20 protein-coding genes are annotated in these 20,953 nt (G+C 65.7%); 11 read left to right on the top strand and 9 right to left on the bottom strand.

Annotated features, from left to right (window positions below):
- Window positions 1-184 precede the first annotated feature (184 nt).
- The 3 genes from cobJ to ACJRW5_RS17910 all read left to right on the top strand — a co-directional run bounded on the left by cobJ (window position 185) and on the right by ACJRW5_RS17910 (window position 3,552).
- On the top strand, window positions 185-1,840 hold the full coding sequence (gene cobJ, locus ACJRW5_RS17920; protein WP_484571846.1) for a precorrin-3B C(17)-methyltransferase: 1,656 nt from the start codon (window positions 185-187) through the stop codon (window positions 1,838-1,840).
- A 192-nt stretch (window positions 1,841-2,032) separates the two neighbouring features.
- Window positions 2,033-2,872, top strand: coding sequence for an AraC family transcriptional regulator (locus ACJRW5_RS17915; RefSeq protein ID WP_484571845.1), 840 nt, complete (start codon window positions 2,033-2,035; stop codon window positions 2,870-2,872).
- An 80-nt stretch (window positions 2,873-2,952) separates the two neighbouring features.
- Window positions 2,953-3,552: a LysE family translocator gene (locus ACJRW5_RS17910; protein ID WP_484571844.1), complete on the top strand. Its 600-nt coding sequence runs from the start codon at window positions 2,953-2,955 to the stop codon at window positions 3,550-3,552.
- Window positions 3,553-3,634: 82 nt separating this feature from the next.
- On the opposite strand, the gene ACJRW5_RS17905 is transcribed toward ACJRW5_RS17910, so the two are convergent.
- Window positions 3,635-4,627: a GlxA family transcriptional regulator gene (locus tag ACJRW5_RS17905; RefSeq protein ID WP_484571843.1), complete on the bottom strand. Its 993-nt coding sequence runs from the start codon at window positions 4,625-4,627 to the stop codon at window positions 3,635-3,637.
- A 93-nt stretch (window positions 4,628-4,720) separates the two neighbouring features.
- Here ACJRW5_RS17905 and ACJRW5_RS17900 point away from each other — a divergent pair, with 93 nt between their 5' ends.
- Window positions 4,721-5,332 (top strand): LysE family translocator, encoded by a 612-nt coding sequence (locus ACJRW5_RS17900; protein ID WP_484571842.1) that lies wholly within the window; start codon window positions 4,721-4,723, stop codon window positions 5,330-5,332.
- A 21-nt stretch (window positions 5,333-5,353) separates the two neighbouring features.
- Here ACJRW5_RS17900 and ACJRW5_RS17895 read toward each other — a convergent pair whose 3' ends face one another.
- Complete coding sequence (locus ACJRW5_RS17895; RefSeq protein ID WP_484571841.1) at window positions 5,354-5,920, bottom strand: flavin reductase family protein; 567 nt, start codon at window positions 5,918-5,920, stop codon at window positions 5,354-5,356.
- 144 nt (window positions 5,921-6,064) lie between these two features.
- On the opposite strand from ACJRW5_RS17895, the gene ACJRW5_RS17890 reads away from it, so the two are divergent.
- The 7 genes from ACJRW5_RS17890 (at window position 6,065) to ACJRW5_RS17860 (ending at window position 12,799) form a co-directional block, all read left to right on the top strand.
- Window positions 6,065-7,372 carry an MFS transporter gene (locus ACJRW5_RS17890; RefSeq protein ID WP_484571840.1) on the top strand — a complete coding sequence of 436 codons (1,308 nt, stop codon included), beginning with the start codon at window positions 6,065-6,067 and terminating at the stop codon, window positions 7,370-7,372.
- A 234-nt stretch (window positions 7,373-7,606) separates the two neighbouring features.
- Entirely contained in the window at window positions 7,607-8,095 is a 489-nt protein-coding gene (locus ACJRW5_RS17885) for a carboxymuconolactone decarboxylase family protein (protein ID WP_484571839.1), read from the top strand.
- A 27-nt stretch (window positions 8,096-8,122) separates the two neighbouring features.
- Entirely contained in the window at window positions 8,123-8,734 is a 612-nt protein-coding gene (locus ACJRW5_RS17880) for an FMN-dependent NADH-azoreductase (protein ID WP_484571838.1), read from the top strand.
- Window positions 8,735-8,848: 114 nt separating this feature from the next.
- Window positions 8,849-11,023 (top strand): TonB-dependent receptor family protein, encoded by a 2,175-nt coding sequence (locus ACJRW5_RS17875; protein WP_484571837.1) that lies wholly within the window; start codon window positions 8,849-8,851, stop codon window positions 11,021-11,023.
- Window positions 11,024-11,171: 148 nt separating this feature from the next.
- Window positions 11,172-11,672: a GNAT family N-acetyltransferase gene (locus tag ACJRW5_RS17870; RefSeq protein ID WP_484571836.1), complete on the top strand. Its 501-nt coding sequence runs from the start codon at window positions 11,172-11,174 to the stop codon at window positions 11,670-11,672.
- Between the two features lie 70 nt (window positions 11,673-11,742).
- Window positions 11,743-12,159 (top strand): UPF0158 family protein, encoded by a 417-nt coding sequence (locus ACJRW5_RS17865; protein WP_484571835.1) that lies wholly within the window; start codon window positions 11,743-11,745, stop codon window positions 12,157-12,159.
- Between the two features lie 178 nt (window positions 12,160-12,337).
- Window positions 12,338-12,799: an N-acetyltransferase family protein gene (locus tag ACJRW5_RS17860; protein WP_484571834.1), complete on the top strand. Its 462-nt coding sequence runs from the start codon at window positions 12,338-12,340 to the stop codon at window positions 12,797-12,799.
- A gap of 778 nt (window positions 12,800-13,577) precedes the next feature.
- Here ACJRW5_RS17860 and ACJRW5_RS17855 read toward each other — a convergent pair.
- The 7 genes from ACJRW5_RS17855 to cobN form a co-directional block, all read right to left on the bottom strand.
- Entirely contained in the window at window positions 13,578-13,892 is a 315-nt protein-coding gene (locus ACJRW5_RS17855; protein WP_484571833.1) for a helix-turn-helix domain-containing protein, read from the bottom strand.
- On the bottom strand, window positions 13,889-14,233 hold the full coding sequence (locus tag ACJRW5_RS17850; RefSeq protein WP_484571832.1) for a toxin: 345 nt from the start codon (window positions 14,231-14,233) through the stop codon (window positions 13,889-13,891). The genes ACJRW5_RS17855 and ACJRW5_RS17850 overlap by 4 nt, the downstream gene beginning before the upstream one ends.
- Before the next feature lie 63 nt (window positions 14,234-14,296).
- On the bottom strand, window positions 14,297-15,064 hold the full coding sequence (gene cobF / locus ACJRW5_RS17845; protein WP_484571831.1) for a precorrin-6A synthase (deacetylating): 768 nt from the start codon (window positions 15,062-15,064) through the stop codon (window positions 14,297-14,299).
- Window positions 15,061-15,771 carry a vWA domain-containing protein gene (locus tag ACJRW5_RS17840; protein ID WP_484571978.1) on the bottom strand — a complete coding sequence of 237 codons (711 nt, stop codon included), beginning with the start codon at window positions 15,769-15,771 and terminating at the stop codon, window positions 15,061-15,063. Before ACJRW5_RS17840 ends, cobF begins: the two co-directional genes overlap by 4 nt.
- On the bottom strand, window positions 15,753-16,769 hold the full coding sequence (locus ACJRW5_RS17835; RefSeq protein ID WP_484571830.1) for a magnesium chelatase ATPase subunit I: 1,017 nt from the start codon (window positions 16,767-16,769) through the stop codon (window positions 15,753-15,755). Before ACJRW5_RS17835 ends, ACJRW5_RS17840 begins: the two co-directional genes overlap by 19 nt.
- A gap of 166 nt (window positions 16,770-16,935) precedes the next feature.
- Window positions 16,936-17,205 (bottom strand): hypothetical protein, encoded by a 270-nt coding sequence (locus tag ACJRW5_RS17830; RefSeq protein WP_484571829.1) that lies wholly within the window; start codon window positions 17,203-17,205, stop codon window positions 16,936-16,938.
- A complete protein-coding gene (gene cobN, locus ACJRW5_RS17825; protein ID WP_484571828.1) occupies window positions 17,202-20,951 on the bottom strand; it encodes a cobaltochelatase subunit CobN in 3,750 nt (1,249 codons plus the stop codon). Before cobN ends, ACJRW5_RS17830 begins: the two co-directional genes overlap by 4 nt.
- Window positions 20,952-20,953: the final 2 nt, after the last annotated feature.

Genomic DNA, 20,953 nt, shown 5'->3' with positions numbered 1-20,953 from the left:
TTGTAGGAGCCGCGCCCCGCGGCGAAGGCGGCCCAACAGGCGGCACACCTAAAGAGCTTCGCCCCGGGGCGGGGCTCCTACAGGGCAAGACCGGGGAAACCGCTTTCACATTCATTCGCTCGTAGCCCGGATGCAATCCGGGAAACTCACACCCCGGATTGCATCCGGCTACAGGATTTACCGCATGAACATCGTCATCCTCGGCGCCAGCGCGCTGGCCACTGCACAACGCCTCAAGGCGCTTTATCCACAGGCCGTGATCCATGGTCTGCGCGGGCGAGTCGAGGCCGCTGAGCGCCACTACGACGACTTCGGCGACAACCTGCGTGCCCTGTACCGGGCTGACCAACCGCTGCTGGTGCTGTGCGCCGCCGGCATCGTCATCCGCAGCCTCGCCCCGCTGCTGGCGGAGAAAGGCAACGAGCCGCCGGTGCTGGCCCTGGCCGAAGACGGCAGCGCGGTGGTGCCGCTGCTCGGCGGCCTGGCCGGGGTCAACCGCCTGGCCCGCGAGATTGGCGCGTACCTGAATGTGGCGCCGGCCATCACCACCAGCGGCGAGCTGCGCTTCGGCACCTGCCTGCTGGAGCCGCCGGCCGGTTATGCACTGGCCGATCTGCAGCAGGGCAAGCGCTTCGTCAGCGACCTGCTCGGCGGCGAAACGGTGCGCATCGAAGGCCAGGCGCCCTGGCTGGAGGCCGCCCAGCTGCCTGTGGATAACGCTGCGAAGCGGGTTATCCACATCACCCCGCAGGCCCGCCCGGCGCAGGCCGATGAACTGCTGATCCACCCGCGCAGTATTGCCGTACTGGTCGAACAACCCGACGCCGAACTGTCGGCGCGCATCCGCCAGGCGCTGAGCGATGCCAAGCTGGCGCCGCAGGCACTGGCCTGCCTGCTGGCCGACGCCAGCGCGATGGCCAATGCCGAGCTGCACACCGCAGCAGCCGAGTTGCAGCTGCCCCTGCGCTTTATCCATAACGATGCCGAGCTGCCCACCAAGTGCCATGTCGGAGATGGCCTGCGCCTGCTGCAGGCCGCGCAGCCCATTGACCTCGACCTGCTTGGCCAGCGGCGCGGCAAGCTCAGTGTGATCGGCCTCGGCCCCGGCGCCGCCGAGCACATGACCCCGGCGGTGCGTCGCGCGCTGGACGAAGCCGAAGACCTGCTCGGCTACGACACCTACGTGAAGATGGCCGGCCCGCTGCGCGCCGATCAATGCCTGCACGCCAGCGACAACCGCGAAGAGCTGCAACGCGCCGCCCATGCCTTCGAGCTGGCGGCCACGGGCCGGAGGGTGGTGATGATCTCCTCCGGCGACCCCGGTGTATTCGCCATGGCCGCCGCCGTGATGGAGGCGCTGGAAAGCCCGCAGAGCGAGGCCTGGCAAGGCGTCGAACTGGAAGTGCTACCCGGCGTTTCCGCCTGCCTGGCCACCGCCGCCAAGGCGGGCGCGCCGCTGGGCCACGACTTCTGCCTGATCTCCCTGTCCGACAACCTCAAGCCCTGGGCGGTGATCGAAAAACGCCTGCAGCATGCTGCCCTCGCTGACCTGGCCATGGCCTTCTACAACCCGATCTCCAAATCCCGCCCCTGGCAGCTCGGCCGCGCCCTGGAACTGCTGCGCCAGCATCGCGAACCGCAGACCCTGGTGGTGCTCGGCCGCGATATCGGCCGCCCGGCCGAAGCCCTGCGCAGCCTTACCCTCGGCGAGCTGACCCCGGACATGGTCGACATGCGCACCCTGGTGATCATCGGCTCCAGCCAGACCCGCCGCTTCTCGCGCGCCGACGGTGGCGAGTGGGTGTACACGCCGCGTTGGTATCCCGCGCAGGCCGACTAGAGCATCGCTCGCAAGCAGGATTACCAAGCGTTTGCAGGAGCGGATTTATCCGCGAATTTCGCGGCTGAAGCCGCTCCTACGGATCAAGGCGCTTGGTTTTATCCACAACCCCGCTCATCTGCACAAACGTTCTAGGCGCGCCCGGCAAACGGGTTAAGCTCAGGCGTTCCACTTACCACAACGGGCCGGGCAATGAACGCGCAGTCATGGGTCGATCTCAAGCAGGATGCCGATACCGGCATCGAGGTCATCCGCGCGCATTTCGAGGGCCATGCCTACGATCCGCACTGGCACGACAGCTACCTGATCGGTTTCACCGAGCAGGGCGTGCAGCAGTTCAATTGCCGCCGGGCCCTGTTCAGCAGCGTGCCGGGGCAGACCTTCTTCCTCGAGCCCGGCGACATTCACGACGGCAACGCCCCGACACCGGGCGGCTTCACCTACTCCACGCTGTACCTGGAGCCGGCCTGGCTCGAAAGCGCCTTGCCGGCGCTGTTCGAACAGGCGCCCGTCGATTGCCTGCCCAGCGTGCCACGCACACAGCCGGATGACCCCGGCCTGTTGCCGCATATCGCCAATGCCCTGCAGGCACTGCGCGAGGGCGAGCCGCGCATGGTCCGCGATGCGGCCCTGGATGGCTTACTCGAGCGCATCTCGCGCAACCTGCACTGGCGCCAGCGCCTGCAGGGCAACCCGCAGATTCCCAGCGTGGCCCTGCGCGCACGCGATTACCTGCACGCACATTTCCACGAGAACATCGGCCTCGGTGAACTGGCCCAGGCCTGCGCTGTGGACCGCTTTCGCCTCACGCGCGCCTTCAAGGCCGCCTTCGGCATAGCCCCGCACGGTTATCTGATCCAGTTGCGCCTGGTGCGGGCGCGGCGTCTGCTGGCCCTCGGCAGCGCGCCAGCGGATGTCGCCAGCGACCTGGGTTTCGCCGACCAGAGCCACCTCGGCCGCTGGTTCCGCCGTGCCAATGGCGTCACCCCCGGCGCCTACCGCAGCCTGTGCACAAAGCTTCAAGACCGCTGAGCGAGGCAACCGGACAATCGCCGCCATGCCCCCAACATGGAGCGATCATCGATGCCCTTCACATCACCAGGGCCCCGGCCATGAACCAGTGGCTGCCCTTTATCCTCTTCGCCTCGGCGGCCTCGATCACCCCGGGGCCGACCAACCTGCTGATCCTCGGCAGTGCCTCGCGTTTCGGCCTGCCCATCGCCCTGACCATTGCTCTCGGCGCCAGCCTGGGCGCCAGTCTCATGCTGCTGGTAGTCGGCCTCGGCCTGGGCGAACTGCTGGCGCGCGCCCCGTTGCTGCAAACGAGCATGACTTGGGCCGGCGCCGCCTGGATCAGTTGGATGGCCTGCAAGTTGATGCGCCGCGATGCGGCCGGTGTCGAGGCACGGCCGATCGACCGGCGTCAGGGCTTCGTCCAGGGCGCCGGCCTGCAATTGATCAATCCCAAGACCTGGCTGATGAGCGTATCGGTCACGGCGATCTTTCTCGAAGGCCAGGCCTCGGCCGCCAGCGTGGCCCTCTATGCCGCGCTATTTCTGCTGGTTTCAACGCCCTGTCTGCTGGCCTGGGGCCTGCTCGGCGCCGGCAGCGCCCGCTTGCTGCGGCAACCGTCGCGACTGCTGTTGTTCAACCGGATCATGGCCCTGTTGCTGCTGGCCTCGGTGTGGCTGCCGTTGCTGATACGTCTGTAGGCGCGCCGACCCGGCGCGAAACGATTGTGGCCCTGGCGCAATAGCGGCGCTGCCCACGACATTCGCCGCGAGGGCGCGGCTCCTACAGATCGGAGGGCGGCATTGCGCCCTGGCGGCGAAAAGCGCCGGGGGCGACGCCGAAACGCTGGCGAAACAGCTTGCCCAGGTGACTGGTGTCGCTGGCGCCGATCTCGTCGGCGATCTGCGCCAGGCTGTGGCTGGAGTTGAGCAGGCGCCAGCGCACGTGTTGCAAGCGCAGCTCGTTCCAGTACTCGCGCGCGCTCATGCCCTGGCGAGCGCGAAACAGGCGGTCGAGCTGACGACGGCTGATGCCGACGCTGGCCGCCAATGACTCGATACCCTCGGCACTGGCGAGCCCCTGGCGCATCAGGGCGATGGCACGGTCGACGTGACGTTCGCCGCTGGGGCTGCCCTGCAGCGAGCGCAGCGCATGCTGGCCACTGCGCGTTTCGTCCACCAGCATATCGGCCAGGCCCTTGAGCGCCCGCGCCCGGCCACAGCCATGCGCCAGCAGTTCCACCGCCAGGTCGATGGCGGCCGTGCCCCCGGCACAGGAAATCCGCTCGGAGTCGATGCTGTATAGGCGTTCGCGCGCCAGACGCAGGTGCGGGAAGCTGGTGCGAAATTCCGCCTCGTGACGCCAGTGCACCGCGACCTGATGGCCCTCGAGCAGGCCGCAAGCGGCCAACAGGAAGCTGGCGTTGTCGATCGCCACCAGCTTCACCCCGGCGCGCGCGGCACGCCGCAACAGGGGCCGGTAGGCCGCTGCCAGCGTCGCCGTGGCCTGCGCATTGCGCCCGCCGAACAGCACCAGATAGTCGTAGTCGGCCAGGTCGAGTTCGACCGGCGTGGCTTCGATACGCAACGCCGCACCGCTGCTCGACGGCACATGCCCCGGCTGCAGGCCGACGATGGTCCAGGTGCAGTAGCGCTGGCGGCTGTAATCCTCGTCGTCGGCGCTGAAGCGCAACTTGTCGAGGAAGCCACCGAACGGCAACAGGGCGAACTCCGGCAGGGGCAGCAGAAGGAAGCGCAGATCAGGTCGTTGTGACATGAGTCGTCCAGAATCGACGGTGAGATGACCAGAATCTACCTCATTACCTGCTGCAGCGCTGAGTAGACTGGCCACCTTCTCAGGAGACTGCACATGGCCCTCGAACTCTGGCTCGTCTACTTCATCGCAACCCTCGGCCTGGCATTGACGCCCGGCCCCAACAGCTTGCTGGCGCTGACCCATGGCGGGCTGTACGGCGCGCGTATGGCGCTGGCGACCATCCTCGGCGGCGTAGTCGGGTTCAGTGCGCTGATCGCCCTGGCCATGTTCGGCCTTGGTGCCCTGCTCAAGACTGCACCCACGGCACTGCTGGCACTCAAATGGATCGGCGGCGCCTACCTGGTATGGCTTGGCATCCAGCTCTGGCGCGCACCAGCGATGAACCTGACCCTGGCCGGTAGTGGAGTAAAACCCAGTGCCGGACGACTGTTTCGCCAGGGCCTGCTGTCGGCCCTGTCGAACCCCAAGGTGATTCTGTTCTACGGCGCCTTCCTGCCGCAGTTCGTCGACCCGCAACGCGGCCTGGCCGTGCAGTTCGTGGTGATGGCGGCGACCTTCGCCGTGGTCGAATTCCTCGTCGAGCTACTCCTGGCCCTGACCGCCGTTCGCATACGCCCCTGGCTGCAACGCGGCGGCCGTGCCTTCAACCGCAGCTGCGGCGTGCTGTTCGTGCTGATCGGCGTGGCGTTGCCGCTGGCGCGTTGAAGCAAGCTCCTGGTTGCCACATCAGGCCTTGAACACCTCACCAATGGCGTAATAGTGCCCGCCCGCCACATGGTGCAGGCTGCGCAGGGACGGGTCGGCCTCCTCGAACAGCCAGTGACCGTCGCGAAATACCCGCTCGTCCGCCCAGGCCGCGATCACCTCACCGATGAACAGGTCGTAAGCCTGCTGGTTATGTGGCTCATCGAGCAGGCGGCACACCAGCCAGGCCGAGCAACCAGCCACCAGAGGCAACTCGTAGCCTGGCTGCTCGAACAGCTCGGCCCCGGCATGTGCCAGCTTGGCCGGGTCGTCGGCCAGGCTGCTGTTGCCCACAGCCTGCGTCAACTGCAGTTGCGCCACGGTCGGAACCTGGATGGCGAACAGTCCACTGCCTTCGATCAACGCACGGGTACGGGTGATCTTGTCGATCACCACGGTGAGCTTCGGCGGGTCGAAATCCAGCGCGCAGCACCAGGCTGCCGCCATCACGTTATCGATGCCCCGATGACGTGCAGAAACCAGCACAGTGGGGCCATGGTTGAGCAGGCGATAGGCCTTGCCCAGCTCGACAGGTACAACGTGCTGCATGGGTATCTCTCCTATGAATGCGCAGGCCGATGGGCGCGGATACGTCGCTCCCGGCAACGCCAGGGTCGCACAGCAGGGCGCCTGGCATCATCTTTGCCACGTAAGGTCTGGATATCTATATGAGTTGAAATTCAGGAGTATTCAATGACCGCCGCCCTACACGAGCACGAGGTCAGCCCGACGACCTTGCGCAAGGTGATCGCCGCCTCGGCAATCGGTAATTTCGTCGAGTGGTTCGACTTTGCCGTCTACGGCTTTCTCGCCGTCACCATCGCCTCGCTGTTCTTCCCTCAGGGCAACCCGACCCTGGCCCTGCTGCAGACCTTCGCGGTATTCGCCGTGTCGTTCGCCCTGCGCCCGCTGGGCGGGATCTTCTTCGGCATTCTCGGTGACCGCATCGGACGCAAGCGCGTGCTGTCGATCACCGTCCTGATGATGGCCGGCTGCACCACCATGATCGGCCTGCTGCCGACCTATGCCAGCATCGGCCTGTTCGCCCCGCTGCTGCTGGCCCTGGCGCGTTGCCTGCAAGGCTTCTCGGCGGGTGGCGAGTATGCCGGCGCCTGCGCCTTCGTCATGGAGCACGCGCCCACCGAGCGCAAGGCACGCTATGGCAGCTTCGTGCCGGTATCCACCTTCCTCGCCTTCGCCGCCGCTGCCGGCCTGGTGTTCGGCCTCGATCAGTTCGTCACCGATGAGCAGATGCAGGCCTGGGGCTGGCGCCTGCCATTCCTGGTCGCTGCGCCGCTGGGCCTGGTCGGCCTGTACATGCGCCTGCGCCTGGATGAGTCGCCAGCGTTCCAGGCCCTGGCCGCCGAGGAAGCGCCCGAGCATTCACCCCTGCGCGAGACCCTGCGCAATCATGGCGCGACCATCGTCTGCCTGAGTGCATTCATCTCCGCCACGGCGCTGTCGTTCTACATGTTCAGCACCTACCTGACCACCTACATGCAGGTGGTCGGCGGCGCCAGCCGTTCCACCGCGCTGCTGGCCAACCTGATGGCGCTGGTCTTCGCCGGCCTGCTGTGTCCGTTCATTGGCCGCTATTCGGACTGGGTCGGCCGTCGCCGCACCATCCTCACCGCCTGCCTGGCACTGATCGTCGCGGTCTACCCGGCATTTTCCCTGGCCACCTCCGGCCAGCTGCTACCCTCAGCTTTCGGCGCCATGCTGCTGGCAGTCGGTGCGGTGATCTGCGGCGTGGTCACCGCCGTGCTGCTCTCCGAGCAATTCCCCACCCGTGTGCGCTACACCGCCTCGGCCTTCACCTACAACGTGGCCTACACCATTTTCGGTGGCACCGCGCCGCTGGTGGCCACCTGGCTGATCGAACAGAGCGGCGACCGCATGGCACCGGCCTACTACCTGATCGTGATCGCCGTGATCGCCCTGATCGGTGGCATGTGCCTGCCGGAAACCTCCAAGCGATCGCTGCACTATCAACCGAGCTGAACAAGGCTGCACCAGGCTTGCGGCGCATCAGCCGCAAGCCTCCTCCTCGCACGGCCCGCGTGCGCGCCGCTGACCTGCCAGCCATGGTCATGGACCACTTGGAGAAAAGTGGACCAATCCGAATCAGCAAGAATGGATCTATGTGAATAGGCCACTGGTGAGTAGATTTCTCTCCACCGGGCCAGTGGTTCTGCAGCGCAGAGCGGCATCGGTTTCTTCTCAACTCGGATACGGATGAAAACCATGAGCCAGCGTCTCGACTACTTCGAACTCTCCCCCAAGGCCTCCGGCAAGTACGTGGAACTGTCCATGCTGCTGAACAAGACACCGTTCCTGGCCGAACTCGCCCATCTGGTCACCCTGCGCGCCTCACAGCTCAACGGCTGCGCCTTCTGCGTGGACATGCACGTCAAGGAAGCGAAGATTCACGGCGAACGCGAACTGCGTCTGCACCATGTCGCCATCTGGCGCGAGTCGCCATTGTTCTCCGAGCGCGAGCGCGCTGCACTGGAGTGGACCGAGGCCCTGACTCAGCTGTCGCCACTGGGCGTCAGCGACGCGATCTACGCCAGCGTTAGCGAGCAGTTCTCCGCACAGGAGCTCTCCGACCTGACCTTCCTGGTGGTCTCGATCAACGGCTGGAATCGCCTGAACGTGGCCTTCCGCACCGTACCGGGCTCGGCCGACAAGGCATTTGGTCTGGACAAGGCCAATCTGGCCTGAGGCCGCTATCTCAGGGAGATTACGAGCATGACCGCATCTCTTCGTGTGCTGCGCCTGATCAGTAGCCCGCGTGGCGCTGAGTCGGAAAGCCTGCGCCTGTCGCAACAGATACTCGAGGGTCTTGCCGGCAGCCACACGCTGGATGTGCAGGACGTAGACCTCAACTCACTGCAGCATGTCGACCACGACTACGCCATGGCGCTGGCCTCACCCACTGACACTGGCCAGATCGAGCCAGGCAGCGTCCTGCAGCGCTCCGCCGAGCTGATTCGTCAGCTCGACGAAGCGGATGTACTGCTGATCGCCACGCCGATGCACAACTACACAGTGCCCTCGGCGCTGAAGACCTGGGTCGATCACATCGTGCGCATTCGCGTGACCTTCAACGGCACGCCACAGGGCAAGGTCGGTCTGTTGCGTGATCGTCCGGTGTACGTGGCAGTGGCGTCGGGCGGGCTGATCAGCGGAGAACAGGCGCGCCAGCCGGACTTTCTGCGCCCCTACCTGCAGGCGGCGCTGGGCACTGTGGGTCTCAAGGATGTGCATTTCTTCTGCGTCGAGGGAACGGCCAGAGGAGAACAGGCGTTGCTGCAGGCGCGTGCCGCCGCCGCGGAGCAGGTCGCCGACTTTTTCTGCTAAGCATGAGCATGCAGGTTTTTTGAGCCCGAAAACCGGCAGGTTTGCCGATGATGGTGACGAATTACCTAGGTCATCCATCAGACAAGCTTGTAGCCCGCTCAATGGAACCTTCGCATGTTGCCCAAGCCGCTTTACGCCCGACCGGCCCGCCTGGCCCTGCTGACATTCAACTGCCTGGCCGTTCCCGCTGCCTTGGCGCAGCAACCCCTGCAACTGGACGCACTGCAGATCAGCGGCACCCAGGTAAGCGAAACGGAAGCCGCGGCCACCGAGCTCAAACGCGTACCTGGCGCCACCAACCTGGTGGACATGGGCAAGGTCGAACAGGGCCGCGTGGCCGGCGTCGCCGACGTGCTGGCCTACCAGCCGGGTGTTTATGCACAGTCGCCGGGCAACGAAGGGGTGAAAATCAGCGTGCGCGGCTCGGGCATCAACCGTGGCCCTGGCTCGCACGCCTCGGGCACCCATATCCTGCTCGACGGCCTGCCACTGACCGGCTCCGGCGGCACGCCTTACGAGTTGCTGGAACCGCTGTGGATAAGTCGCGCCGAAGTGCTGCGCGGCGCCAACGGCTTCGACCGTGGCTCGCTGGCCCTGGGTGGCACCATCGACTACATCACCCACACCGGCTACACCGCGCCCAAGCTGCAACTGCGCTACGAGGCCGGCAGCCACGGCTACCAGAAGCGCAGCATCGCCAGCGGCCAGGTGCTCGGTGACTTCGATTACTACCTCAACCTCACCGATAGTGAGTACGACGGCTATCAGGATCACGCCTCCGGCAAGGGCAAAGGCATCGCCGGCAACTTCGGCTATCACCTCAACGAGAACCTGGAGACGCGCTTCTACCTGCGCTACCGCGAAACCGAGCATGAAGTACCGGGGCGCCTGACCAAGGCGCAGATCAAACATGACCCGCGCGCGGCAGCCGCCAATAACCTGCGCATCGACGCTCACCGCGACCAGCCCGGCAGCACCTGGATCGCCAACAAGACCACCTGGCAGATCGACGACGACTCCACCCTGGTGGCCGGCCTGGCTTACCACCATTACCCCATGGATATCGTCGAAAACAGCTCGCCCAACGGCAACACCTACCGTGTTCGCGTGGACTACAGCGACGTCAGCGCCAGCCTCAACTACATCCGGCGGCATAGCCTGTTCGGGCTCGACAGCAGCACCACCATCGGCTGGCGCAGCACCACCAACCTGCCCAGCAGCAAATCGAAGGAAAACGCCGCCTTGCCGATTACCGTCGGTGGCACGCCCTACCCGGCCGGCACCCTGATGCGCGCCTACGAGCACCTGGGTTCGGACAGCGTGCTGCACTTCAGCAACGACACGGAGCTGGCGCCCGACCTGTGGCTGACCAGCGGCCTGGCGCTGATCTATACCCGCCGCCAGGTCGAAGTGACCTGGCCGGCCACCGACGACAAGCTCAGCGAACATACTTGGGACTACGCCCCGCGCCTCGGCCTGCGCTACCAGCTCAACCCCGAGGTGCAGCTATACGGCAACCTCAGCCGCTCGGTAGAGCCGCCGCACGCCTGGTCGATGATCTGGAGCTCACCGCTACGCTTCCCGGCTGGCAACCAGCCGTACAGCACCCGCCAGCGCGCGCCCATCTCGATGGACAACCAGACCGCCACCACCTTGGAAATCGGCGGGCGTGGCGACTCGGCGCTGGGCCAATGGGATCTCGCTTATTACTACTCCCAGGTACGCCACGAACTGCTCACCGTCGAGGTCGAAAACAACGTCTTCTCCGAATCCAACGCCAGCCCCACCGTGCACCAGGGCATCGAAGCGGGCCTGAGCAGCACACTCTGGCAAGGCAGCGGCGGCGCGCTGAGCCTGCGCCAGGCCTACACCTTCAGCGACTTCCACTACCGTGACGACGACACCTTCGGCGACTTCCACTACCGTGACGACGACACCTTCGGCGACAACCGCCTGCCCGGCCTGCCGCGCCACTGCTACCAGGCCGAACTGCGCTACGACCATCCGAGCGGCTTCTACGCCGGCCTCAACACCCTGTACGCCTCCAAGGTGGCGGTGGACTACGCCAACTCCTACTACGCCGACGCCTACGCCACCTTCGGCGCCACCCTCGGCTACAACGCCCCCAAAGGCGACTGGCAAACCTGGCTCGACCTGCGCAACCTCACCAACAAACGCTACGCCGCCACCGTCACCCCGGGTTATGACGACAACGGCGCGGACGCCGCCCGCTCGACGCCGGGGGAAGGCTTTGGCGTGTATACGGGGCTGTCGTGGAGCTGGCTGTAAGCCCCCGCTCGCTGGTGGATGTAAACAGCGACATCCACCCTACGCATGCCCCGCGTAGGGTGGACAACGCTCTGGCGCCAACAAACCTGGCGATATCAATACACGGCAGGAGCCGGGTTATAGTCCGGTTTTATCCGTGAGGTCCGTAATGAGTCAGCACTGCACCACCTACTACCTGGAAATGACCAGCGCCGAACAGCTGCGCGCCAAACCGCCACGCAGCGACCTGCAGATCATCGAATGCGAAGAGCCGCAGGGCGCGCTCAACCGTTTTCTCTACCAGTTGGTCGGTTCAACCTGGGAATGGGGTGATCTCGACAGCTGGAGCGACGCGCAGTGGCAGGCCCAGGTCGAAGACCCAGGGCACCGCACCTGGGTGGCCTACCACCGCGGCGCCATCGCCGGTTACTACGAGCTCAACCGCGACGAGCGCGGCAACGTGGAAATCCGCTACTTCGGCCTGGCCCCGCAGTTCCTCGACCGCGGTTTCGGCGGCGCCCTGCTGAGCCACGCCATCGCCTCGGCCTGGCAATGGCCGGGCAGCGAGCGCGTCTGGGTACACACCTGCACCCTCGACCACCCGGCGGCGCTGGCCAACTACCAGGCGCGGGGGATGCGGGTTTACAAGGAAGAGGTCAGCGCTGACTGACAGGGTATCGAAAGCTGATCACCAATCGATCTAGGATAGGGTTTACCCAGCAGTAACCGAGGACAGCAACATGGCCACGACCATCGACTTCAGCGACCTGGAAGAAGCCTTCCTGTGGGCATCCGGCTCGTACAGTCACGATACGGCGGCTTACATCTCGCGCTCGACAGGCCAGTGCTACTACTGCGGCGATGAGAGCCCGGATGAAATCCCGGACGATATCGAGGATGACAGCCAATACGCCTGCGTCCCCAGCCAGCACGACCTTGACCTTGGCCAGCGGCTGATTCATCGCTTCATTGGCGAACAGGCGCCCCATCTGGAACAGGACGTCTACGACATCTTCCGGCACAAAGGCGCCTACTCGCGCTTCAAGAACCTGCTGGCTGCAAAGGGCCTGCTGGATCGCTGGCATCAGTATGAAAACCAGGCCACCCGCGAAGCGCTGACCGAGTGGGCGGAAGAAAACGGCTTCAAGGTGCAGTAGCCGTATCGCGCAGGGTGGATGACGCTCTGCTCATCCAGCAACCGGCCTCGCAGCCGCCATATTGGCGGACATGAAAAGCGATGTCCGCCCTGCGTCTTGCTGGCTGGCTTGCAGGTGGACGCAGAGCGCCGGGGGCTGCATTCCCACCGGAGCTCAGGAATCATCGAGCGAGAGCGGCATGGACTGCATGATCAGACTGGCTACACCGGACGATGCGGCGGCAATCAGCCGAATCGTGATCACCGCGTTACGCGAATCGAATGCCGCGGACTACCCGCCCGAGGTGATCAATCAGGTCGCGCAAAGCTTCACCCCTGCAGCTGTGACGGCATTGCTCGACCAGCGCAGAGTCTTCGTCGCCTCGCTAAACGGCGCACTGATCGCCACTGCCAGTCTCGATGGCGATGTGGTCAGAACCGTCTTCGTCGACCCCGCACAGCAGGGTAACGGCGTGGGTCGCCAACTGATGCAAAGGCTCCACGCCCAGGCGCTGAACGCCGGCATCACCAAACTGCGGGTACCGTCCTCACTCACTGCCGAAGGGTTCTACGCTGGCTTGGGTTACCACAAAGTGCACGATGAATACCACGGAGCGGAACGCACCGTGGTGATGGAAAAGACGCTGCAGGCTTGTGGATAACGCTGCGCGGCGTTCCGCATAACTTGCTGCTGTCCAGCAGCCTTGTTCAGAAGTAGCCTAATGCCATCCACCACCGCGCTAGGGATTGCCATGAAAGCCTTGCCGGCTCTCCTGATCTTGCTTGGCCTGATCACCACAGACGCTTAGGCCAAGAACTGCCGCAATAGCCAGCCATGCGGCAACTCCTGTATTTCCTGGAACAAGACCTGCCGCATAGGGACATCCAGCTATGTCGCGCCCAGGTCTACGCTTCAGGCGCAGCCTCCCGCAGCATCCTATGAAACAAAAACGGCCTCAGAGCTGTACGTGCAAGGTGATGATACGTACTCCGTCAGCACTCCCACTCATACCGCCCGACGCCTGAGGCGGTTGGCATTTGGTGAAATGGTGCGCGCTTATCAACAAGTCGGTGATTGGATTCGTATCTCCGAGTCGGGGCAGCCTGATGAGTGGATAACCCGGCAAGACGTGAGCGTCACTCAGCCGTCCCACAGCTCTGCTCAGCCAGAGAAGCAACCACTAAAGTACGAGGTTACTCAGCCCAAAGATGTAATCGCCTGGGGCCACGCGCAAACCGATGCGGCGTTCATCCACGCACTACCGTCACGGACATCGCCCCGTGTACGGCGGCTAGTACTAGGTGAAAAACTTCCCGTTTACGAGCTTATCGGGGAATGGGCGCGCATCTCGCCAGCAGACGCTGACGAGGAATGGGTGATACGCAATTATCTGGGCGTCTAAAGCCCCGCAAGACGGCGTCGAGTCAACTTGCTCAACCTCAAACCGCCTCCAGCCGCTCCACCATGTCCGGATACTGTTCGACCAGTTTGATCAGCAGAGCAGCCTGGGTGTTGGGTCTGGACTTTTGCTGCTCCCAGTTACGCAAGGTCTCGGTGCTGGTGCGAATGCGCCGGGCAAAAACCGCCTGCGACATGCTCAGTTTCTTGCGTAAGGCGACGATCTCGGCTGCCGAAACCTGCGGTGCGGGCTTCTCTTCCAAGGTCGAAGTGCGCAGGGTGATCTTGCCCTCGCGATGGGCGGACATTTCTTCCACACCCGTCATCAGCTCGGTGAACAGGTCACGTTTCTTCATGAGACACCTCGTGCTTTCAGCTCTTGGGTGATGGCGTGTTTCAGGGCTCTTTCCTGTTCGGCAGTCAGGTTTTCCAGTTCGTCCTTGTCATAGATGGCGAACATCCAGAACTGGCCATCACCCAGCAGCCAGTAATAGATCACCCGCAACCCGCCACGCTTGCCCTTGGCGCGGCGGTTGTCGGCCCAGCGTAGTTTGCGAAAGCCACCCGTGCGCGCCATGACATCGCCCATCTGCGGATTGGCCAACATCGCTTGCTGCAACTCGCGATACTGCTCGTCTGTCAGGTAGTCACCCAGATGAGCCGTGAAGCTGCTGGTTTCCAGAAAGAGCGCTTTCATGGACAGAAGTGTAGGCAAGTTGCCTAGCCTTGCCAATCACGGCAACTGAACAACGCTCTTGCCTCACGCCCCCGCCGCACCTTCCTTGCGCAACAGATAGCTATCCATGATCCAGCCATTGCGCTCCCGCGCCTCCGCCCGAGTGGCCGCAATTTTGTCGGCCAGCTCATCCAACGGCCCCGCCATCAGAATCTCATCCGCCGTACCAACGTAAGCCCCCCAATAGATGGTCAGCCCCTGCCCGGTAAACCGCCGGTAGGTGTCCTTGGCATCGAGCATCACCGCCACACTGTCCACCCCCTGCGGCCAGCCTTCGGCGAGCAGGCGGCCGGTGGTGATTTCCACGGCGCGGCCGATGCTGTTGAGCGGGATGCGATGGCGGGCCGTCAGCGCCTGCAGGCTGGTGATACCGGGGATCACGTCATAGGCGAAGTCGCTGCGGCGCGCGGCGATGGCCTCGATGATGCGGATGCTGCTGTCGTACAGCGACGGGTCGCCCCAGACCATAAAGGCGGCGGTTTCGCCATCGGCCATCTGCTCGTCGAGCAGTTGCTCGAACACCGCCTGCTTGTCGCGGTTGAGTTCGTCGACGCTGGCGCGGTAGTCGGCGGCTTCGCGCTCGCGCTCCGGCTGCAGGCCCTCGGCGAAGCGCGGCGTGTGGCCGTCGAGGAAACGTGCGCAGATCTCGCGGCGCAGGGCGTTGAGCTTGTGCTTGGCCGCGCCCTTGTCCATCAGGAAGATCACGTCGCTGCGGCGCAGCGCCTTGATCGCCTGGTAGGTGATGTAGTCCGGGTCGCCGGCGCCAATGCCGACCAGCAGCAGGGTTTTCATGGGGTTCTCCAGGTGCGGCCCGGCGCGCTCGGCGCCAGATCGTCGATATGTTGGTAATCGGCGCCGAGCTGGCGCGCCAGTTCGCGGCTGCGGCCGAGGCGGATCGGCGCGCGTTCGCTGTCGATCAGTAACGTGGGGCAGCCCAGTGGCTGCAGCGCCGGCCAGTCGCGCAGACGGCCGTCGGTGAGAATCAGCAGGCGCTGCTGCTCGGCAGGCTTGAGCCGCTGGCGCTGGAGCAGCCAGTCGCCGGCCTGCTGCAGCGCGTCGAGCAGCGGCGTGCCGCCACCGGCGCCGAGTTGCTGCAGCCAGTGATGCAGCTCGGCACTGGCCTTGCGCCCCTGCCACAGCCACTGCGCCTCGCGGCCACCGGCCTGCAGTACGGCCAGGCGCGCGCGCTGGCGGTAGGCGCTGTCGAACAGTTCGGCGAGCAGGCCCTTGCTCAGGCTCAGCGCGCCGTGGCGGCGGGTCGAGGCGGAGGCATCCACCAGCACCAGCCAGAGTTCATCGGCCTGCCGGCTGCGCGGGCGCAGCACCAGTTGCTCGCGGCGCTGCGGGAGGCCCTGACGCAAAGTCGCCGGCCAGTCGATACGGCCATGCGCGCCCGCCCGTGCGGCGCCACGCAGGCCGCCGCCGAGTCGTCCGGGCCGTTTGCCGGCATCCGCGCCTGTGGCATTGCGTGGGCGGATGCTCAGGGCTTTTTTGTCCAGCGCGGCGGCACCCACCGCTCACCCATGGCCTGTTGCTGCGCCGGCAAATCGCCCCACTGGCCTTCGCCCTGCTGCGGCTGTTGTTGCTGTTGCTGGGGCTGCTGCGCCTGCGGCGGCTCGGGCGGCGTAGCGGCGGGCGGTTGCGGCGGTTGCTGACGACGGCGATGACGCAGGACGAAATCTTCCACCGCGTCGATATCCACAGCCTCGATGCCGGCGACGCCGCGCCAGGCGGCATGGGCGCGAGCGGCGCGCAGCCAGACCAGATCAGCCCGCAGGCCGTCGACAGCGGCGGCGAAGCAGCGCTGGCTGATCTCGCCCAGCGCGGCGTCATCCAGCGGAATCGCGGCCAGCCGCTCGCGGGCACTCTGGCAACGCGCCGCGAGAACATCCTGCTCGGCCTGCCAGTGTGCGCAGAAGGCCGCCGGCGCGGCGTCGAAGGCCAGCCGACGACGGACGATCTCGGCGCGCGCGGCCGGTTGCGGCTGGCCATCCAGCGCCAGATTGAGGCCGAAGCGGTCGAGCAGTTGCGGGCGCAGCTCGCCTTCCTCGACGTTCATGGTGCCGATCAGCACGAAGCGCGCGGCGTGGCGGTGGGAGATGCCGTCGCGCTCGACATGGTTGACCCCGCTGGCGGCGGCATCGAGCAGCAGATCGACCAGATGATCGGGCAGCAGGTTGACCTCATCGACATACAGCACGCCGCCATCGGCGTGCGCCAGCAGGCCGGGGGAAAAGCGCGCCTGGCCCTGGCCCAGCGCGGCGTCCAGATCCAGCGTGCCGACGATGCGCTCCTCGCTGGCACCGAGCGGCAGGGTGACAAAGCGCCCGCCTTCGAGCAGATCGGCCAGGCCACGGGCCAGGGTGGACTTGGCCATGCCGCGCGGGCCTTCGATCAGCACCCCGCCGATGGCCGGGTCGATGGCCGCCAGACACAGCGCCAGCTTCAGCGAATCGGCACCGACCACGGCGGCAAGGGGGAAGTGATGTTCGGTCATGACTCTGGCCTGTGGATAAATGCTTTGCGACTGTAGCCCGGATGAAATCCGGGGCCGTTGCGAGATACCCGGATTGCATCCGGGCTACGACCCTGTGGGAGGCGCTTTAGCGGCGACAAGCTCGCGGCTGAAGCCCCTCCCACAGCAGGTGCATGGCAGACCATGCTCAGTTACCGATACCGCAGATGCTCAGAGGGAAAAGCACGATCCCAAGCACTCGTGGAAACAGAGCGGCCAATCCAGCACTGCCTATTACTCCAGACAGAATCCAGATGCCGATTTCGGCAAGGCTGGTGGGGCCGCTGGCAATCAGAATGAACGAAAACAAGCCAATCCATATGCCAGCCATAGCACCGATGCAAGCCGAGCGAACTCGCTCGCGCCGGGTAATCGGCCGGCGCCACCATACGCCTAATCGGGCCAGTGTTTCTTTCATGCACCTTCCTCACTGTCGAGCAACAAATTCTCCAGCGCCGCCCGATACTCGCCGGGATTCTCCCACAGGCCGCGTTGCTGGGCTTCCAGCAGGCGTTCGAGCATGTCGTTGAGGGCGCCGGGGTTGTGTTGCTGGATAAAGTCGCGGGTGTCCTTGTCCAGCAGGTAGGCATCGGTCAGCAGCGCGTACTGGTGGTCGTCGACCAGTTCGCTGGTGGCGTCGAAGGCGAACAGGTAGTCGATGGTCGCGGCCAGTTCGAAGGCGCCCTTGTAGCCGTGGCGCTTCATGCCCTCGATCCACTTGGGGTTGGCCGCGCGGGCGCGTACCACGCGATTGAGTTCTTCCTTGAGGCTGCGGATGCGCGGGGTGTCCGGCTGACTGTTGTCGCCGAAGTAGCTGGCCACCTTGAGCCCGCGCAGGGTTTCCACCGCCGCCAGCATGCCGCCCTGGAACTGGTAGTAATCGTTGGAATCGAGGATGTCGTGCTCGCGGTTGTCCTGGTTGTGCAGCACCGCCTGCATCTGCTCCAGGCGCTCGACGAAGCGCTGCCGCGCCGGGGCGCCCTCGGCGCCGCTGCCGTAGGCGTAACCGCCCCAGTTCAGGTAGACCTCGGCCAGATCCGCGCGGCTCTGCCACAGGCGTTCCTCGATGGCGTTCTGCACCCCGGCGCCGTAGGCGCCCGGCTTGGCGCCGAACACCCGCCAGCCGGCCTGGCGGCGCGCCTCGGCTTCATCCAGGCCGCCGTCCTTGAGCGCCAGCGACTCGCGCCAGACCCGCGCCGACAGCGGGTTCATGTCTTCCGGTTCGTCCAGCTCGATCACCGCCTGCACGGCGTCGTCGAACAGGCGGATCAGGTTGCTGAAGGCATCGCGGAAGAAGCCCGACACGCGCAGGGTGACGTCCACCCGTGGCCGCCCCAGTTGCTCCAGCGGCAGCACTTCGAAGCGTTCGACGCGCTGGCTGCCCGGCTGCCACACCGGGCGCACACCCATCAGCGCCAGCGCCTGGGCGATATCGTCGCCGCCGGTGCGCATGGTCGCCGTGCCCCACACCGACAGGCCGAGCTGGCGCAGGTGGTCGCCCTCGTCCTGCAGATGGCGTTCGAGCAGACGATCCGCCGCCTGCACGCCGAGGCGCCAGGCGGTGGGCGTGGGCAGGTGGCGCACGTCGACGGTGAAGAAGTTGCGCCCGGTGGGCAGCACATCGAGGCGCCCGCGACTCGGCGCGCCGCTCGGCCCGGCAGGGACGAAGCGCCCTTCCAGCGCGGCGAGCAGGCCGCCCATTTCGGCAGCGCCGCAGGCATCCAGCAGCGGTGCGATCTGTTCCGCCAGGCCATCGAGAATCAGCGCGACCGCCGCGCCGAAGGCGTCGCTGGTGGTGCCGCCGAGGCGCTGCTCGATCAGCCGCAGCGCCAGCAGCTCCAGGCGCTCGCGGGTATCGCCGACGGTGCGCCACGGGCTGTTATCCACAGCCTGCAGCGCCTCGGGCCGCGCGCCCTCCCAAGGCTGACCCATGTCGCAGTCGAGCGGGTCGAGGCCCAGTTCCAGGCCGCGCGCCAGCGCGCGCAACAGGCTGGCGTTGGCGCCCTGGCCGTCGCCACGGGGAATGCGCAGCAGCGCCAGCAGGGTGTCGCGGCGCAGTTGCCCGGCGGGCGATTCGCCGAACACATGCAGGCCGTCGCGAATCTGCGATTCCTTGAGGTCGCACAGGTAGGCGTCGAGCTGCGGCAGCCAGCTGTCGCCGTCATCATTGAGTTGCAGGCCCAGCTCGCGGTCGAGGCTGGCCTCGCGCACCTTGGCCAGAATCTCGCCGCGCAGCTCCACGGCGCGGCGCTGGTCAAGCTGGCTGGCGTCGTAGTACTCGTCGGCCAGGCGCTCCAGATCGCGCAGTGGGCCGTAGCTGTCGGCGCGGGTCAGCGGCGGCATCAGGTGGTCGATGATCACCGCCTGAGTACGCCGCTTGGCCTGCGCGCCCTCGCCCGGGTCGTTGACGATAAACGGGTAGACGTTGGGCAGCGGGCCGATCAGCGCCTGCGGCCAGCACTGTTCGGAAAGGCCGACGCTCTTGCCCGGCAGCCATTCCAGATTGCCGTGCTTGCCGACGTGGATCAGCGCATCGCTGGCAAAGGCCGTGCGCAGCCAGGCGTAGAAGGCGATATAGCCGTGCGGTGGGACCAGATCGGGGTCGTGATAGACCGCTGCGGCGTCGAGCTGATAGCCGCGCGCCGGCTGGATGCCGACGAAGGTCAGGCCGAAGCGCAGGCCGGCGACCATCATCCGCCCGCTGCGGAACATCGGGTCGTTCTGCGGCTCGCCCCAGCGCTCGCGCACAGCCTGCTGGTTCTGCTGCGGCAGGCTGTGGAAAAACGCCAGGTAGTCGTCCAGCGCCAGGCTCTGCGCGCAAGGCCGCGCGTCGAGGCTGTCGAGGTCGTTGGTGACGCCGCCGAGCAGGCTGTGGATAAGCGCGGTGCCGCTGGCCGGCAGGTTATCCACCGGGTAGCCCTGCGCCTGCAGGGCACGGAGGATATTCAGCGCAGCCGCGGGCGTATCCAGCCCGACGCCGTTGCCGATGCGGCCGTCGCGGGTCGGGTAGTTGGCCAGGATCAGCGCGATGCGCTTGTTTTCATTGTTTTTCTCCGCCAGATCGCACCACTTGCGCGCCAGCGCGGCGACATGGGCCATGCCTGGTGCATGCGCCTGGTAGCAGACCACATCGCTCTGGCTGCGCTCGCTGCGCCAGGCCAGACCCTTGAAGCTGATGGCGGTGCCGATCAGGCGGCCGTCCAGCTCCGGCAGCACCACGTGCATGGCCAGATCGCGGCTGCCCAGGCCCTGCGCGCTGGCCTGCCACTGCGCCTGGTTATCCAGCGCGCAGATCGCCTGCAGCACCGGAATATCACGGCGGAACGGCCGGCTCTGCGGCGCCTCGGGGTTGGACAGGGCAAAGCCGGTGGTATTGATGATCAGCGCCGTGGCGGTTTCATCCAGCCAGTCCTGCACCTGAGCAAAACAGGCCGCCTCCTTGAGGCTGGCGACGGCGATCGGCAGCGGGTTGAGGCCCTGCTGTTGCAGGTGAGCACAGAAGGCATCGACAAAGGCGGTGTTCGCCGATTGCACATGGTTGCGGTAGAACAGCAGCGCTGCCACCGGCGCGCCGGCTTGCCACTGCGCCTGCCAGTCGCGCAGCGTGGCCGGGCTGTGCTGCGGGTGATAGAGGCCGACGCGCGGTAGCGGCTGCGGCTCGCCCCAGCTGTCGCCACGCCCCAGCCAGCGGCTGCCGATAAAGCGGAACAGCTGCCCGGCATTCTCCAACCCGCCCTGACGCAGGTACTGCCAGAGGCGATGGCTGTCTTCCTCGCTGGCGTTGCCCATGGCCATCAGCTGCGGGTCGGGCTGATCGTCGCCCGGCACCATGATCACCTGCGCGCCCAGCCCGGCCAGCTCGACCAGCCGCTCGATACCGTAGCGCCAGTAACTCACCCCGCCATGCACGGAGATGAGGATGACCTTGGCGTGCTGCAGCACCTGCTCGACGTAGAAGTCCACCGAGGCGTGGTTGCTCAGCTGCGCCGGGCTGGCCAGACGCAGGCTGGGGTAGTCGTCCGGCAACTGCCTGGCCGCCTCGGCCAGCAGCGACAGGTGCGAGTCGCCAGTGCAGAGAATGACCAGCTCGGCGGGCGTCTGGCCGAGATCGGCAATGCTGTCGGCCGGCAATTGAGCGCCGGGCTGGGTGCGTAATAAATGCATAT

The sequence above is a fragment of the Pseudomonas pichavaramensis genome, from assembly GCF_050473265.1.
Classification (GTDB): domain Bacteria; phylum Pseudomonadota; class Gammaproteobacteria; order Pseudomonadales; family Pseudomonadaceae; genus Aquipseudomonas.
The sequence above is the reverse complement of the archived record's forward strand: the minus strand, read 5'-3'. Positions and strand labels throughout refer to the sequence as shown.

Coding starts and splice junctions, on each gene's coding strand:
- cobJ (WP_484571846.1), top strand. CDS start 185: ATGAACATCGTCATCCTCGGCGCCAGCGCGCTGGCCACTGCACAACGC.
- ACJRW5_RS17915 (WP_484571845.1), top strand. CDS start 2,033: ATGAACGCGCAGTCATGGGTCGATCTCAAGCAGGATGCCGATACCGGC.
- ACJRW5_RS17910 (WP_484571844.1), top strand. CDS start 2,953: ATGAACCAGTGGCTGCCCTTTATCCTCTTCGCCTCGGCGGCCTCGATC.
- ACJRW5_RS17905 (WP_484571843.1), bottom strand. CDS start 4,627: ATGTCACAACGACCTGATCTGCGCTTCCTTCTGCTGCCCCTGCCGGAG.
- ACJRW5_RS17900 (WP_484571842.1), top strand. CDS start 4,721: ATGGCCCTCGAACTCTGGCTCGTCTACTTCATCGCAACCCTCGGCCTG.
- ACJRW5_RS17895 (WP_484571841.1), bottom strand. CDS start 5,920: ATGCAGCACGTTGTACCTGTCGAGCTGGGCAAGGCCTATCGCCTGCTC.
- ACJRW5_RS17890 (WP_484571840.1), top strand. CDS start 6,065: ATGACCGCCGCCCTACACGAGCACGAGGTCAGCCCGACGACCTTGCGC.
- ACJRW5_RS17885 (WP_484571839.1), top strand. CDS start 7,607: ATGAAAACCATGAGCCAGCGTCTCGACTACTTCGAACTCTCCCCCAAG.
- ACJRW5_RS17880 (WP_484571838.1), top strand. CDS start 8,123: ATGACCGCATCTCTTCGTGTGCTGCGCCTGATCAGTAGCCCGCGTGGC.
- ACJRW5_RS17875 (WP_484571837.1), top strand. CDS start 8,849: ATGTTGCCCAAGCCGCTTTACGCCCGACCGGCCCGCCTGGCCCTGCTG.
- ACJRW5_RS17870 (WP_484571836.1), top strand. CDS start 11,172: ATGAGTCAGCACTGCACCACCTACTACCTGGAAATGACCAGCGCCGAA.
- ACJRW5_RS17865 (WP_484571835.1), top strand. CDS start 11,743: ATGGCCACGACCATCGACTTCAGCGACCTGGAAGAAGCCTTCCTGTGG.
- ACJRW5_RS17860 (WP_484571834.1), top strand. CDS start 12,338: ATGGACTGCATGATCAGACTGGCTACACCGGACGATGCGGCGGCAATC.
- ACJRW5_RS17855 (WP_484571833.1), bottom strand. CDS start 13,892: ATGAAGAAACGTGACCTGTTCACCGAGCTGATGACGGGTGTGGAAGAA.
- ACJRW5_RS17850 (WP_484571832.1), bottom strand. CDS start 14,233: ATGAAAGCGCTCTTTCTGGAAACCAGCAGCTTCACGGCTCATCTGGGT.
- cobF (WP_484571831.1), bottom strand. CDS start 15,064: ATGAAAACCCTGCTGCTGGTCGGCATTGGCGCCGGCGACCCGGACTAC.
- ACJRW5_RS17835 (WP_484571830.1), bottom strand. CDS start 16,769: ATGACCGAACATCACTTCCCCCTTGCCGCCGTGGTCGGTGCCGATTCG.
- ACJRW5_RS17830 (WP_484571829.1), bottom strand. CDS start 17,205: ATGAAAGAAACACTGGCCCGATTAGGCGTATGGTGGCGCCGGCCGATT.
- cobN (WP_484571828.1), bottom strand. CDS start 20,951: ATGCATTTATTACGCACCCAGCCCGGCGCTCAATTGCCGGCCGACAGC.